Below are 14,137 nucleotides of genomic sequence, written 5' to 3' on the forward strand. Positions count from 1 at the left end.
GCCGCCGATCCTCAGCACGGGACACGGAAACTCCCCGGTCCTGGCCAGCCGATACGCCTTGGTCCGGCCCAACCGGATCGTATGCCTGCTGTGCGGGCTCCCGGAGGGCCGGTTGCTGAACCGGGCCTCGTTCTTCCAACTGCACGAGGCACGCAAGGGCTGGGCGCGAGGGCTGCCGATCCACGCCGCCGCACATGAGGATTTGCTGATCTTCGTCAAGCCGCCGAGGGCCGTCATGTCGAGCCTGGCCTTCGCGCAGGCAACCGGCGGCCTCAACCAGTAGCGACGTGGATGAAACCCTCATGGTGGTCGGCAGCGCAACCTGTACGGGGAGCGGGGAGGGGAGCGCGTCGTATGCCGTCGCCCGGGCGGGGACTTCCGTGCCGGGTAAGACGATGCCGGGTAAGGCCCAGAATCACTGTCCCTACCGTGACAGCGAGTTGTGTAATCGCTCTCATTCGTCGCTCTCCTCACGGGTTGGCTGCAAGACCAGCCTCATGTCAGGCGCCGGAACAGCTGATGCCGCTGGGAGGGGTCGCGCCGTCGCCGTTCGCGACGAACCCGAACGTCGTGGTGCCGCCAGCGTCGATGGTGCCGTCGTACGGGGCGTTGCCTACGCTGACGGAGCCGTTGGTCCCGGAGCTCACGCCGTTCCACAGGTTGGTGATGCGCTGAGTGCCCGCGAGGGTCATGCGCACCGTCCAGTGCTGGAGCTGCGAGGCCCCGTTGTTGCGCACCGTCACCTCGGCCTGGAAGCCGCCGCCCCAGGTGCCGATCGTCCGGTACGTCGCGACGCAGCCGCCCGGCCCGGAAGGAGTGGGCGTGGGGGTCGGTGAGGAGGTACCGCCCTCCAGGCTGCCGGGCACGGAGCGCAGGGCGTTGTACCACACGGTGGCCATCTTGCTGTATCCGCCCGCGTTGGGGTGCACGCCGTCGGCCAGGTCCCCGGTGGTCAGCGCGTTGAACATGTCGACCAGGTGCACGTGGCGCCCCGCGTCGGCCCTGCTCTGCACGATGCCGGGGATCGCCGCGTTGAACGAGCGCACGGTCGCGTCGGCACCCGAGAGCGGGATGATCGTCGCCACGAACACCTCGGCGTTGGGCGCGGTGGTGGTGATCCGGTCGATCAGGGTGCCGAGCCGCGAGGACGCTCCGGTCGGGTTCTGGAACATGTCGTTGGTGCCGATGTGCAGCAGGATCGTGCGCGGGGTGAACCGCTGGAGCCAGGCGACGATGTTGGCGTCGATCTGGTCGATCCGCCATCCGGAGTGGCCTTCGTGGTCGTGGTCGCCGAGGGCGGCCGGGCCGTTGAACAGGGAGCCGACGAAGTCCACCGTGTAGCCGCCGGCCACGAGCTTCTGCCACAGATCGATGCGGTAGCCGCCCGGCAAGGTCAGTCCGTCGGTGATCGAGTCGCCCAGGGGCATCACGCGTACCCCGCCGTTGGACTCAGCCGCGGCCGTGCTCGTCGTGAGCACCGCCGCGGCGAAGAGCGCCAGTACGGCGGCCATGATGCCTGACAGGCGAGCTGTTCTCCTCATGGAGCACCCTGTTCCTTTCTCGACGCTGGACGTCGTGGGCTTGGCCAGTGAAAGATCGTTCGGTGTCTGTTAGCGCTAACAGACAGAGCGCCGTGACAGTCGGCTCTCCGTTCACCGGTGAGCGGGCGATCGCATGAGGGACACAACCCCGGGCCACCTGGCGCGGTCAAGTGACGCGGATCGTCGGCATCGGTTCCGCCGTCTCTCAACTGGCCGTATTCAATCCGTACAGGGGGAGGGCGGATGAAACTTTCACCAATCATCAGCTCCCTAGGGACCGCAATTTGCGAGCACCATTACGGATAAACGGCACTTTAAGAGGCGCTCCTTCGCCGCGGCCGTGGCCGCCACCCGGCTCTCCGAGGCGGAGTATGCCGCCACCCTCGACCGGGAGTTCAACTCCGTCACGATGTGCGGAATGACACAGTTTCCCGCTGATCGGTGGTGCGCAGCGGCCCGCCACCGTCGTGCATGCCGTGGCGGGCCGCACCGCCTAGCGGTAGCCGGCGGCGATGATGTTTTCCTGCACGGCGTTCTCAGTCGCGTCGGTCGGGTAACCCGAGACCATGGCTCCCTCGTAGAACGTCCCCACGCTCACGTTGGTGTTGCCAAGGCAGCAGTCACCACCGCTTCCCAGGATGATGGCCCCTTGCTTCTTCATGGGGCTGTATCCGCTGGGAAGCGCACCGTCCCACAGCGTGGTCATGCCGCCCGACTGCGCGTTACCGCCCTTGATCGCGAACCGCGACGTCCCATTGTTCTTCAGCATCGCGGTGACGTACCTGTTGGTGAAAGCTCTCTGGTTCGGGTTCCAGGAGGTGCTGCCTCCCGGGAAGAGTCCCCATTCGAGATCCGCCTGGACCCACGGACCAGATCCCGAACACCCGCCGAACCAGCAGCTCGTGCCGAAGTAGATCGCATCCATCGCGCCGGGGCCGTCGGCTCGTCTCGTCGTCTCGCTGTTGCCGTAGTCGAAGCAGCAGCCATTGTTGACGTGCGTGCCGCTGGTCACCATGTACATGCCCTCGGGCGCGCTGCCGGTCGGCACTCCTGTTAGATGGCCGTCCCTCCAATAGCTGTTCCCCGCGTTGATGTAGAGCGAATAGACCTTGTTACTGCCGACGGTCAGTGACTCCCTGGTCGCGCTCGCCGGGGTGTCAGAGCCACCGGCTCCACCGGGTCCTTGGTAGGCGAGGTTGTTGCCATGCCCGGACTGGTCGTAGATGACGGTGGTGACGCACGACGTGGCGGCGCAGAAGGAATCCTGGGCCGCGGCGTTCGCGAGGCCGCCCGCGTTCAGGACGCCGATGTTCTTCGTAGTGTTGTCGGACGAGCGCCTGACCTGGTAAAGGTTGCCGGTGTAGGAGCGGTAGAGCGCCCGCACTGTGCTGTGCGCGGCGACGCACGCCGTACCACCCGCGGCGTAGATGTCACACGGCAGGCTGGAGACCGGCGGTGTGGGTGATGGACTGGGCGAGGGACTTGTGGAAGGACTGGGCGAACCTGTCACGCCGCCGGTGCAGGTCACGCCGTTGAGGACGAAGCTCGTCGGCGTGGGGTTGCTGCCGTTCCAGGTTCCGTTGAAGCCGACAGCCGTGCTCGCCCCGGTGGCCAGCGTCCCGTTGTAGCCGGCGTTGGTGACGGTGACCTGGACACCCGACTGGGTCACCGAGCCGTTCCACAGCTGGGTGATTGTCTGCCCGGCTGGGTACGACCACGTCAGCCGCCACCCGTTGACCGGGTCACCGAGGTTGGTGATGTTCACGTTCGCGCCGAAACCGCCCTGCCACTGGCTGGTCACCGTGTAGTCGACGCGGCATCCGGCGGCGGCCTGGGCGGCGGGTACGGTAAGCGCGCCGACCGCGACGATCGCGGCGGCGACCCCAGCGGCGAGCTGGAGCCACAAGTGAGGGATCTTCATGAGTACTCCCGGCTGTGTTCTACAGGGACAGGACGACTGTTAGCGCTAACATCACACTCGTATGGTGGCCGGTCAGGGGCTGGTGCAGGTGACCTCCGGTGTGGCCGCCGAGCCGTTGGCGACGAAACCGAAGCTCGTGGACGAACCCGCCGCGATGGAGCCGTTCCAGGCCGCGTTGCGCACGGTCATGTTCGCGCCGGAGCCTGACTGCACGCCGCCCCACAGGTTGTTGATGGTCTGCGAACCCGGCCATGTCCATCGCACAGTCCAGCCGCTGACAGGCGCGTTCTCCGCACGGATGGTGACGGTGGACTGGAACCCGCCAGGCCAGGAGTTGTCCGTCTGGATCGTTGCCGCGCATGCGCCGGGTACCGGCGTCGGAGTGGAGGTGGGTGAGGGGGTTCCGCCGCCGGTAGGGATGGTCCAGGGGATCTGGGCGGTGGTGGGGGCCGGGTAGGGGACGTTGTCGAAGGTGCGGGAGATGGACTTGCCCATCAGGTATTTGTCGGCGAAGTCCATGATGGCGTTGTAGTCGTTCATATCGATTTGGTGGCCACCGGGGCGGTAGGCGATGCCGATGTGGTCGGTGGCGTCGAGGTATTGGTAGACCTTCTGGGCGGCGCGGTAGGTCAGGCCGGTGCCTTGGGGGTTGGTGCGGATGTCGGAGCCTTCGGTGCCGTTGGTGGTCAGCAGCAGACGGGGCGCGACGAGTGCGGCGACGGAGTTCTGGTCGAAGGGCAGCCGGGTGGCCTGGTTGCGGAATTGGGCGAACTTCGGGGTGAACCAGTAGGCGGCGCCGAGGATGTCTTCGAGTTTCTCGTCGTTGGCGTTGCCGGTGAAGAAGAAGCGGTAGTTCCCCATGCCGGCGGTGCCGCCCGATCCGGGAACGGTCAGGGCGATGCGTTCGTCGAAGGCGCCGGCGACCAGGGCGGCTTTGCCGTAGCGGGAGTAGCCGGACACGCCGACCTTGGTGGAGTCGATCTGGGGGACGGCGGCTTTGATGGCGTCCAGAGTGCGGTGGACGCCCCAGGCCCAGGCCATGAGCACGCCGGTGTCGGCGCCGGTGCCGTTGTAGAGGGTCCAGAAGGCGCCGGTCTTGGAGGTGCTGTCGGCGGCGATGCTGTTGGGGTCGATGCTGACCTCGGCATAGCCACGGTTGGTAGCGCTGGCAGCCAGTCCGTTGAGCAGGATGAGCGCGGGGAACGGGCCGTTGCCGCTGGGCAGGCGCACGGTGGCGTTGAAGGCGGCCATACGGCCGTTGGCCTGCACGGTCACGGTCAAGGTGGTGCCGTTGCGGGTGCCGGTGACGCTGGTCGGGGCGGGCGGCAGGTGCCCGTACTCGTAGTTCTGGATCAGCTCGCTGAGCTGTGCCCGGCGGCACGCCCACTCGGCGGAGCTGGTCATCCGGGTGCCGTCCCAGTATGTGAACGGGTCGGGGAGTTCGCTGATGGTGGGCAGCGACCCGGGCGCGGGAAGACTGCCCGGCAGGGCTGAGCAGGCCGCCGCCGCGTGGGCAGGGGTGGCCGAGAATGCTTGGACGCCGGCATCGGGCACGGCGAATCCGGCCAATCCCAAGAGCACCGTCGCGGCACTAAGAGTGAGCTTTGTTAACGTTCTCATCGAGAATCCTCCTCATGTGATTTCGGGGAGCGGCCGGAAAGCATCGACGTCCTATAAGGGTTGATCCGCTGGCCCAAGCGGCACGCGTGGTCGTGGTCCCCAGAGGCGCCGACACGTTGGCCAAGGAGCCCTGCGCCCATGACGCCGAACTGGCGCGTCATGCTCGTCATGAGATACCGGTTTCCCTTCTCTATTTGGGGAGCGCAGGCCATCAAGCTGACGAGAGTGGCAAGATGTTAGCGCTAACATTGGTGAGTATCCGGTGTTCTCCTTTTCGCTGAGGCGGCTAGTCCTTCGTGCGGCGGATCCAACCTGATGCGGATGGGCCCCGTCAACGCGCCCAGAACACCGGTGCCATGCTCCGGCTTGCCTTCCCGCCGTCACCTGGGGCTTGTGTCGTCAGCGCCTTCGGGCGCTTCTGTGAAACGTGAAAGGTTCACGCGTAACGATCGGGGCTGATCACCGAAATTATCGCAGCGTCCCGGCATTGATGTGGGGATGGGTACTCGTGCCGCGTATGTCTGACCTCCACCGGTGTCAGAGGCGGGGCACGAGCTTTCCACCGCGATCCCGTGGGAGTTCCTGCCGCAGGAACTCGGGTTCGGCTCGGGGATGACCTGCTGGCGGCGGCTGCGTGACTGGCACGTCGCCGGTGTCTGGGACCGCCTGCACCAGCTCCTGCTCGCCGAGTTGCACGCCGTCGGCCAACTGGACTGGTCCAAGGCGATGATCGACAGCTCGCACGTCCGGGCGCTCAAGGGCGGCCCAAAACCGGCCCGAGCCCGGTCGACCGTGCCAAGCCGGGCTCGAAACACCACGTCATCACCGACGACAACGGGATCCCCCTCGCCGTCTCGCTGACCGGCTGCAACCGCAACGACGTCACCCAGCTCCTGCCGCTGATCAAGGCCATCCCACCGGTGCGCGGCCGCATCGGCAGGCCCCGTAAGCGACCTGCCTGCCTGTACGCCGACCGGGGCTACGACCACGACAAAGTACCGCCGCCTGGTCTGGTGCTCCGGTATCAAACCCCATCATCGCCAGGCGTGGCACCCCGCACGGGTCCGGCCTGGGCATCCACCGCTGAGTGGTGGAGCGGACGATTGCGCTCCTGCACCGGTTCCGCCGCCTGCGCATCCGCTTGGAGGTCCGCGACGACATCCACGAGGCGTTCATGACGCTTGCTGCCGCGATCATCTGGATACCCGACCATATCCCAGCGACCTGTCCGACGCCCCCTGGGCTCTCATCGAGCCCATACTGAGCAACTGGCGCGCCGAGCACCGCGGCAAGGGCCTGGACATCGGACGCCCCTGCGAGCACGACCTGCGCGACATCCTGAATGCCATCTACTTCGCCCAGCTCAACGGCCTGCTGCGGCGCTTAGTACGCGTAGCCGACGGGCGCAATCCCGACCCGAGCGCCGGCGTGATCGACGCTCAAAGCGTCAAGACCTCCGCCAACGTTCCCGCCACCAGCAAGGGCTACGACGTCGGCAAGAAGATCGCCGCAAGCGCAGCATCGTCACCGACACCCTCGGCCTGCTCATCGCGGTCCTGGTCACCGCCGCCAGCGTGTCCGACGGCGCCGCCACCCAGCCCACCCTCACCGAGATCTGGGCCGACAGCGCCTACCGCACCAAGGTCATCGAAGGTAGCGCGACCCTCGGCATCGACCTCGAAGTCGTCCGCCGTGACCCCGCGACCAGGGGATTCACCGTCCTGCCACGGCGTTGGGTAGTGGAGCGGACGCTTGGCTGGCTGATGTTCCACCGCCGCTTGGTCCGCGACTATGAGACCCGACCCGCCCACTCCGAAGCCGTGATCCACATCGCCATGATCGCCCTCATGACCCGCCGCCTCACCCGTGAATCCACCCCTACCTGGCGAAACACCTGAATTCCGAGCGAGACGAAACTCGCAGGATCAAACACCCACTAATCGTCTCGCTCGGAGGTGAGAGCCGTTTGATCAAGGGTGGCGGCTCCGTCCACCGCTTCGGTGGCGATGGCCACGGATCGGGCCACGCCGGGCTTGTCGAGGCTGGTACGGAGCGTGACCGGCTTCAGCAGGACGGCCGCGAGGATGCCGAGGGCGGCGACGGCGGCGCAGATGAGGAAGATGAGCCCGGTGGCGTCGCCGTAGGCGGCGCGGACGATTTCCTGGACGGCGGGCGGCACGTTCACACCGTGGGCTTCGCTGCCAAAGGCGGGAAGACCCGCGGCGGTGAGGTCGTGCGTGATCCGGCTGCTGACGTGGCGGGCCAGGACGGCGCCGAGTATGGAGACGCCGATCGTGCCGCCCAGGGAGCGGAAGAAGGCGACCGTGGAGCTGGCCGTGCCGATGTCCTTGAGGGGGACGGCGTTCTGCACGACGAGGATGAAGTTCTGCGTGGTCATGCCGACGCCGAGGCCGACGCTGAGCATGGCCACGCTCATGAAGATGAGTGAGGTCGTGTGGTCGATGAGGCCGAGCCCGGCGAACCCGGCCGCGAGAAGAGTGGTGCCGGCGACGATGAACGGTTTGACCTTTCCGCTCCTGCTGATCATCCGGCCGGCGAGGATGGAGGAGATCAGGATGCCGCCCATCATCGGGATGGTCAGCAGGCCCGACTGGGTGGCGGTGTAGCCGCGGCCGGCCTGGAAGTACTGGCTGAGGAACACCGCGGAGCCGAACATGGCGGTGCCGACGGCGAGGCTTCCCATGATGGCCAGGGCCGTGGTGCGCTGCTTGACGATGCCGAGCGGCACGATGGGCTCGGCGGCGCGCGTCTCCACCCCACAGGGCGACGGCGAGCAGCACCAGCGTGCCCGCGAGCATGGCGGCGGTCTGCCAGGACGCCCACGCGAAGGAGTCGCCGACGAAGGAGATCCAGATGAGCAGCACGCTGACGCCCGCGGCGATCAGGGTCCCGCCCAGGTAGTCGATCTTCACATTGTCGCGGCGGATGATGGGCAGGCGCAGCGTTTTCTGCAGCAGGACCAGGGCGACGGCGGCGACCGGGATGCCGATGAAGAAGCACCAGCGCCAGCCCAGCCACGAGGTGTCGACGATGAGGCCGCCGAGCAGCGGCCCGCCGATGGTGGAGGCGGCCGTGACGCTGCTGAGGTAGCCGCTGTAGCGGCCGCGTTCTCTGGGCGGGATCATCGCCGCGAGCGCGATCTGGACGAGCGCCTGCACGCCGCCGACCCCGACGCCCTGCACCGCGCGGGCGGCGATGAGCTGGCCGGGATCCTGGCTCAGTCCCGCCGCGACCGAGCCGAGGACGAAGACGGCGACGGAGGCCTGCACGAGGGTCTTCTTGCTGAACAGGTCGGCCAGCTTGCCCCAGATGGGGGTGGTGGCGGTCGTGGTGAGCAGGGTCGCGGTGACGATCCAGGTGTACTGCGTCTGCGTGCCCTGCAACGCGCCGATGATCTTTGGCAGCGCGGTCGTGACCACGGTGCTGCTGAGCGTCGCGACGAAGAGCGCGAGGAGTAGGCCGCTGAGTGCCACGAGGACGTGTCGTTGGGCACGGGGTGGTGCGTCCGCGGACTGGTTCGTCGCGGTGGTGGTTTTCACGGGGGCTCCAGAGAGATGGGATCGCGGCGGCCGGGATCGCCGGCCGCCGCGGAGAAACGGGTCTTCGGGGGTCACACGATCACAGTGCGGACGCCCTCTCCTCGTTCGAGCAGTTCGATCCCCTCGTTGACCTGGTCGAGGGTGATGCGCTTGGACACCATCGAGGCGAGGTCGAGCTGGCCGGTCTCGGCCAGGTGGATGTAGCGGGGAAGTCCCGCAGGATCTGGGAGCCGCTTGGGCGACGGGTCGTCGTTCAGCAGCACCACGATCCCGTCCTCGTCGCGCTGGTCGAACACGTCCTCGGCGGCCAGCACGCACTGCCCGGACGCGACGCACTTGTCCTGTTCGATGATGATCTTCACGATGTGCTCCTCGATGTCACCAGGTGATGGGCAGCTCGTAGGCCCCGTAGACGAACCCGTCGTGCTTGAACGGGATCTGCTCCACCCCGGCGGCCAGCGCCAGGGTGGGGATCCGCCGCAGGAGGGTGAGGTAGGCGACCTGCAGCTCCATCCGCGCCAGCGGCTGTCCCAGGCACTGGTGGATCCCGTACCCGAAGGCCACGTGGAGCCGGGCGTTGCGCTGGAGGTCCAGCCTGTCCGGGTCGGGGAAGACGGACGGGTCGCGGTTGGCGATCTCGTTGACCACGACGATCCCCTCGCCGGCCTTGATGACCTGGCCGGCGATCTCGATATCCTCCAGGGCGACCCGCCGCAGCCCGCCGTGGGTGATCGTCAGGTAGCGCAGCAGCTCCTCAACCGCCGAGGCGACCAGCTTCGGGTCGTCGCTCTCACGCAGGAGGGCCAGCTGCTCGGGGTGCTGCAGCAGTGCCAGCGTACCCAGTGTGATCATGTTCGTGGTGGTCTCGTGCCCGGCGAACAGCATCAGCACCCCCATCTGGGCGGCCTCCGGCCGGGACAGCTCGCCGACCTTGACCCGCTCGACCAGCCCGGAGAGCAGGTCGTCGCCGGGGTTGGCAAGCTTCTCGCCGAGCAGCCCGTCCAAGTACCCGGCCAGCCGCTGCTGGGCTTGTCCCCGCTGTTCCGGAGTCGAGTTGCGGTTGATGATGATCCTGCTGTTGGCCTGGAAGAAGTCGTGGTCGTCGTACGGCACGCCGAGCAGGTTGGAAATGACCAGCGAGGGCAGCGGCAGCGCGAACGCCTCGACGAGGTCGGCGGGCTTCGGGCCGGCGAGCAGCTTGTCGATCAGCTCGTCCGCGATCCCCTGCGTGGCCGGCCGCATCGCCTCCACCCGCTTGATGGTGAACGCGGAGGTGACCATGCGCCGCAGCCGGGCATGATCGGGATCGTCCATCATGATGAAGCCGATGCCGCGCGAGCCCTCCTTTGTCATGCTCTCCATCGACGCGGCCTCCGCCGGGGAGAGCCGCGGAATGCCCCGCATGGGTTCGACGCTGACCCTCGGGTCGCCCATCAGCGCGCGGTGCTCGGCGTGGCCGGTCACCAGCCACGGGGTGCTGCCGTCCCACAGCCGGACCCGGGTCAGCGGGCCCTCCTCCTGCCGCGCTCGCATCGCGGGCGCCGGGTCCAGCGGGCACGTCGCCTGCCTGGCGATGTCGTACTCCGGGATTGTTGTCATTGTTCCTCCTCGAAAGATTGCGATGGATGGGTTCAGGCGAGCTTCGCGGACCAGCCGCCATCGACGGGCACGACCACTCCGGTCACGAAAGAAGCCAGGTCCGAGGCCAGGAACGCCGCGACATGGGCCTGCTCCTCCGGCTGTCCGGCACGGCCCAGCGCCGCCTTGCCGCTCAGCTCGCGCATGATCTCGGGTGGCGCGGCGAAGTTCTTCTTGCTGAGCGTGAAGCCGGGCGCCACCGCGTTGGCGCGGATGCCTTGCGGCCCGTACTGGACGGCGATGGCCTTGGTGATGGAGTTGACGCCGGCCTTCGCCGCCGAATAGACCATCGAGATCCGCTCGTCGACGTTCAGTGAGGCGGCGGAGGAGAAGTTCACGATGGCGCCGCCGCCTGTGGGCAGCATCGCGCGTACGGCGTGCTTGTTGCAGAGCACCGTGCCCCGCAGGTGCACCGAGGTCAGGTCGTCGTACTCCTCGGCCGTGATCTCGGGGCCGCGACGGTTGCCCGGGATGCCGGCCACATGCACCAGGATGTCCACGCGCCCGAACACCTCCGCAGCGCGCGCGAACATCGCCTCGATGTCCTCTTCGCGTCGTACGTCGACGCGGAACGGGCTCACCGACGGGCCGAGCGCGGCGGCCGTCTCCTCCTGCCCGCCGCTCAGGTCGGCGGCGAGCACCTTCGCGCCCTCGTTGACGAACACCGCCGCGCAGACCTGACCGATCCCCGCACCCGCTCCGGTGATTACGGCGACCTTGTCCTGGAGCAACCCTCCTGGTCGACGATGTGAGCCGGTCAGTTGATCGGCGATTGTCATGTGAGCTCCACTTTCTGAGATTCGAGTAGGCGAAGGAGCAGGTCGGCCACGGCCTTGGGTTCGGTGATCATCAGGTCGTGGCCGGTGTCGATGTCCCAGACCCGGCCCGCCGCGCTGGCCTTCGCCATCCGGGCGGGGTCGCGGTGGGGGAGGGTCGCGGTGCAGACGATGTGGGTCTGCGGGATGTCCCACAGCGCGGTCTCGTTGGTCAGGCGCAGCGGCTGTTCGAAGCACCTGTACGGGTGTGGTGTCAGCCTCGGCGTCATCCAGGCGATGTCATCCAGGTCGGTCACTCCGTAATGCGGGATCGGTTCGGTGCCGGGCCAGAGGACGAGTTCGACGCCGTCGACCACGCGGCCGGCGTCGCGGGCGGCCCGCATCTGCGCCGGGGAGACGTCAGCGAGGGATTGGCCGTTGATCGGGGTGGCGGCGTCGAGGTAGACCAGGTGGCCGATACGGTCGCCGGCGCGGTCGGCGGCGCCGGTGATGACCATGCCGCCGTAGCTGTGGCCGACAAGGATCACCTCGCGCAGGTCCTCGTACTCCAGCACCGTGATGATGTCCTTGATGTGGAAGTCGAGGTCGATGTCCGGGCGCAGCAGGTGGGCCCGCTCGCCCACGCCGGTCATCGTCGGGGTGTACACGTCGTGCCCGGCAGACCGCAGGATCCGGGCGACGCGCTGGTAGCACCAGCCGCCGTGCGCTCCGCCGTGGACGAGGACATATGTGGCCAAGGGTGTTCTCCTTTGTGGGGACGTCAGAGGCGTCATCAGTGGGCCGTACCGCCGATGGGGGAGCGCCGGCGGGGCAGGAACGCGGCGATGGCCAGGGCGAGGAGGGCGGCGCCCGCGCAGATGGCAAGGACCACGCGCAAGCCGTTCTGGGAGGGCAGAGCGGTGCCACCGAGGGTGATGGTCAGGTGGGCCAGGACGGCACCGGCCACCGCGCTGGAGACGGAGGTGCCGATGGCGCGCATGAGGGTGTTGAGGCTGTTGGCGGCGGCCGTCTCGGTCACCGGGACCGCCCCCATGACGAGGGCGGGCATGGCGCCGTAGGCGAATCCGACGCCGGCGCCGATGACGCAGGAGACCAGGACGAGCTGCCAGATGGCCGACATCAGCACGAGGCTCAGGCCGTAGCCGGCGGCGACCACGACGGCCCCGAGCATCAGGGTGACCTTCGGGCCCTGGGCGGCGGAGATGCGGGCCGACAGCCGGGAGACGAGCATCATCACCAGGCCCTGGGGCGCCATGACGAGTCCGACGGCCAACATGGTCTGGCCGAGTCCATAGCCGGTAGCGGTGGGCAGTTGCAGGAGTTGCGGCAGCGCGAGCGACATGCCGAACATCGAGAAGCCGAACATGGCGGAGGCGAGGTTGGTCAGCAGCACCTGACGGCGGGCGCTGGTACGCAGGTCCACCAGCGGTTGCCGGGTGCGCAGCTCCCACCAGCCCCACATCAGCAGCACGACGACGGCCGCCACAAGCAGGCCGATGGTGCGGCCATTGCCCCAGCCCCAGTCGGTGCCCTTGGAGATGCCCAGCAGCAGGCACACCAGGACGACCGACAGCCCGGCGGCGCCGATCAGATCGAAGCGCCCGCCCGTACGTACCCGGGATTCCGGCACGAGGGTGAGCACGAGGACCGCGGCGATGGCGCCCAGCCCGGCCGAGATCCAGAACAGCACGTGCCAATCGGCGTGGTCGGCGATGAGCGCGGCGGCGGGCAGCCCGATGGCGGCGCCGACCCCCATGGAAGAGCTCATGGTCGCGGTCGCCCCGCCGAGACGTTCGGCAGGCAGTTCGTCGCGCATGATGCTGATGCCGAGCGGGATGACGCCGGCCGACAGTCCTTGCAACGCCCGTCCGACCATCATCGGAGTCAGATCGGTGGACAGGCCGGCGATCGCCGAGCCGACCGTCAGCAGGAGGAGGCTGATCAGCAACATGCGGCGCTTGCCGAACATGTCGCCCAGCCGCCCCACGACCGGGGTGGCCACGGCTGCGGCGAGCAGGGTGGCGGTCACCGCCCATGTGGCGTCGGAGGCGGAGGCGCCCAGGAGCGACGGGAGTCTGGGGACCAGCGGGATCACCAGGGTCTGCATCGACGCCGTCACGATCCCGGCGAAGGCCAGGACCGCCACGATCACGCCCGACCGCGCCGGGGCGGGCGCCGTGGGGCGGGCGGGGCTGGCAAGGGCTTGGGACACGACAAAGCCTCCATCTGGACAGTTACGTGAGAGTGGCCGAGGGAAATAAACTGTGCGATTGACTCAATTAAACCATATGATTGACTTGGCTGAGTGTGAGATTGCCTACGATGCGGTGATAGCCGACATGGAGGAGGAGAGGGTGATGGTGGGCAGGACTGTGCGGCCCGAGCGGGGGAGCGCGACGCGAGAGGCGATCCTGACCACGGCGGAGCGGCTGTTCGCCGAGCATGGTGTGCATGCGGTGTCGAACCGTCAGATCAGTGAGGCCGCAGGGCAGGGCAACAGCGCCGCGGTGGGCTACCACTTCGGCACGAAGGCTGATTTGGTACGCGCGATCGCACGCAAGCACGCCGAGGAGATGGAGCAGCTGAGGGTGTGGATGGTCGCCGACATCGCCGGCTCCACGGACGTCCGCGACTGGGTGGCCTGCCTGGTGCGCCCATTCACCCGGCACCTGGAGGCCCAAGGCCCTCCCACCTGGTACGCCCGGTTCCGCGCCCAGGTGATGGCCGATCCGGCGCTCTATCAGATCACGGTCGAGGAATCGCTGCCATCACCCTCGCTGCGGTTGCTCGTGGACGGCTTGAACCGGTGCCTGGCGGACCTGCCGGCCGACGTGCGCGAGGCACGCTGGGCCATGGCGCGTCATGTGATGGTGCACATGTGCGTGGAGCGGGAACGCGCCCTCGCCGAGGGCACCTCCACCCTCCAGCCGAGTTGGGACGACCTTGCCGCCAGCCTGATCGACGCGATCGTCGGGCTGTTGCAGGCCGAGGTGACGCCCCGCTCGTGACGGTCCCGTCGACCAAGGGCCAGGACGGTTCAGGTCGGGTGCCGCACGGGCAGGATCACGGCGGACCCGCTTC

The 14,137-nt window shown here is 67.8% G+C and carries 11 protein-coding genes and 3 pseudogenes; 4 read left to right on the forward strand and 10 right to left on the reverse strand.

What is annotated here, in order from left to right; genetic code table 11:
* Positions 1 to 58: 58 nt before the first annotated feature.
* On the forward strand, positions 59 to 283 hold the full coding sequence (locus ACFLIM_RS05690) for a hypothetical protein (RefSeq protein ID WP_393162641.1): 225 nt from the start codon (positions 59 to 61) through the stop codon (positions 281 to 283).
* A gap of 217 nt (positions 284 to 500) precedes the next feature.
* Here ACFLIM_RS05690 and ACFLIM_RS05695 read toward each other — a convergent pair whose 3' ends face one another.
* The 3 genes from ACFLIM_RS05695 to ACFLIM_RS05705 all read right to left on the reverse strand — a co-directional run bounded on the left by ACFLIM_RS05695 (position 501) and on the right by ACFLIM_RS05705 (position 5,043).
* On the reverse strand, positions 501 to 1,541 hold the full coding sequence (locus ACFLIM_RS05695) for a cellulose binding domain-containing protein (protein WP_393162643.1): 1,041 nt from the start codon (positions 1,539 to 1,541) through the stop codon (positions 501 to 503).
* Between the two features lie 493 nt (positions 1,542 to 2,034).
* Entirely contained in the window at positions 2,035 to 3,462 is a 1,428-nt protein-coding gene (locus ACFLIM_RS05700; RefSeq protein WP_393162645.1) for an arabinofuranosidase catalytic domain-containing protein, read from the reverse strand.
* A gap of 72 nt (positions 3,463 to 3,534) precedes the next feature.
* A complete protein-coding gene (locus ACFLIM_RS05705) occupies positions 3,535 to 5,043 on the reverse strand; it encodes a glucuronyl esterase domain-containing protein (RefSeq protein ID WP_393162647.1) in 1,509 nt (502 codons plus the stop codon).
* Between the two features lie 594 nt (positions 5,044 to 5,637).
* On the opposite strand from ACFLIM_RS05705, the pseudogene ACFLIM_RS05710 reads away from it, so the two are divergent.
* Positions 5,638 to 6,346, forward strand: a pseudogene (locus ACFLIM_RS05710) (IS5 family transposase); the annotation flags it as partial.
* Positions 6,280 to 6,980: pseudogene (locus ACFLIM_RS05715) on the forward strand (transposase). The pseudogenes ACFLIM_RS05710 and ACFLIM_RS05715, both read left to right, overlap by 67 nt.
* A 38-nt stretch (positions 6,981 to 7,018) precedes the next feature.
* Here ACFLIM_RS05715 and ACFLIM_RS05720 read toward each other — a convergent pair.
* From ACFLIM_RS05720 to ACFLIM_RS05750, 7 genes and pseudogenes are all read right to left on the reverse strand, one after another.
* The gene (locus ACFLIM_RS05720) at positions 7,019 to 7,831 is read right to left on the reverse strand and encodes an MFS transporter (RefSeq protein ID WP_393162649.1); all 813 of its coding nucleotides are present in this window, start codon (positions 7,829 to 7,831) and stop codon (positions 7,019 to 7,021) included.
* Positions 7,832 to 7,919: 88 nt separating this feature from the next.
* A pseudogene (locus tag ACFLIM_RS05725) lies at positions 7,920 to 8,717 on the reverse strand (MFS transporter); the annotation flags it as partial.
* Entirely contained in the window at positions 8,714 to 9,004 is a 291-nt protein-coding gene (locus ACFLIM_RS05730; protein WP_393162651.1) for a ferredoxin, read from the reverse strand. The pseudogene ACFLIM_RS05725 and the gene ACFLIM_RS05730, both read right to left, overlap by 4 nt.
* Before the next feature lie 16 nt (positions 9,005 to 9,020).
* Positions 9,021 to 10,241: a cytochrome P450 gene (locus ACFLIM_RS05735; protein ID WP_393162653.1), complete on the reverse strand. Its 1,221-nt coding sequence runs from the start codon at positions 10,239 to 10,241 to the stop codon at positions 9,021 to 9,023.
* 32 nt (positions 10,242 to 10,273) lie between these two features.
* A complete protein-coding gene (locus ACFLIM_RS05740; protein ID WP_393162655.1) occupies positions 10,274 to 11,059 on the reverse strand; it encodes an SDR family NAD(P)-dependent oxidoreductase in 786 nt (261 codons plus the stop codon).
* Complete coding sequence (locus tag ACFLIM_RS05745; protein WP_393162657.1) at positions 11,056 to 11,793, reverse strand: alpha/beta fold hydrolase; 738 nt, start codon at positions 11,791 to 11,793, stop codon at positions 11,056 to 11,058. The genes ACFLIM_RS05740 and ACFLIM_RS05745 overlap by 4 nt, the downstream gene beginning before the upstream one ends.
* Before the next feature lie 35 nt (positions 11,794 to 11,828).
* On the reverse strand, positions 11,829 to 13,208 hold the full coding sequence (locus tag ACFLIM_RS05750) for an MFS transporter (RefSeq protein WP_393163288.1): 1,380 nt from the start codon (positions 13,206 to 13,208) through the stop codon (positions 11,829 to 11,831).
* 205 nt (positions 13,209 to 13,413) lie between these two features.
* Between ACFLIM_RS05750 and ACFLIM_RS05755 the strand changes: the two genes are divergently transcribed.
* Positions 13,414 to 14,064 (forward strand): TetR/AcrR family transcriptional regulator, encoded by a 651-nt coding sequence (locus ACFLIM_RS05755; RefSeq protein ID WP_393162659.1) that lies wholly within the window; start codon positions 13,414 to 13,416, stop codon positions 14,062 to 14,064.
* The last annotated feature ends 73 nt before the right edge of the window (positions 14,065 to 14,137 follow it).

It is taken from the genome of Nonomuraea marmarensis, from assembly GCF_043197025.1.
Classification (GTDB): Bacteria; Actinomycetota; Actinomycetes; order Streptosporangiales; family Streptosporangiaceae; genus Nonomuraea; species Nonomuraea marmarensis.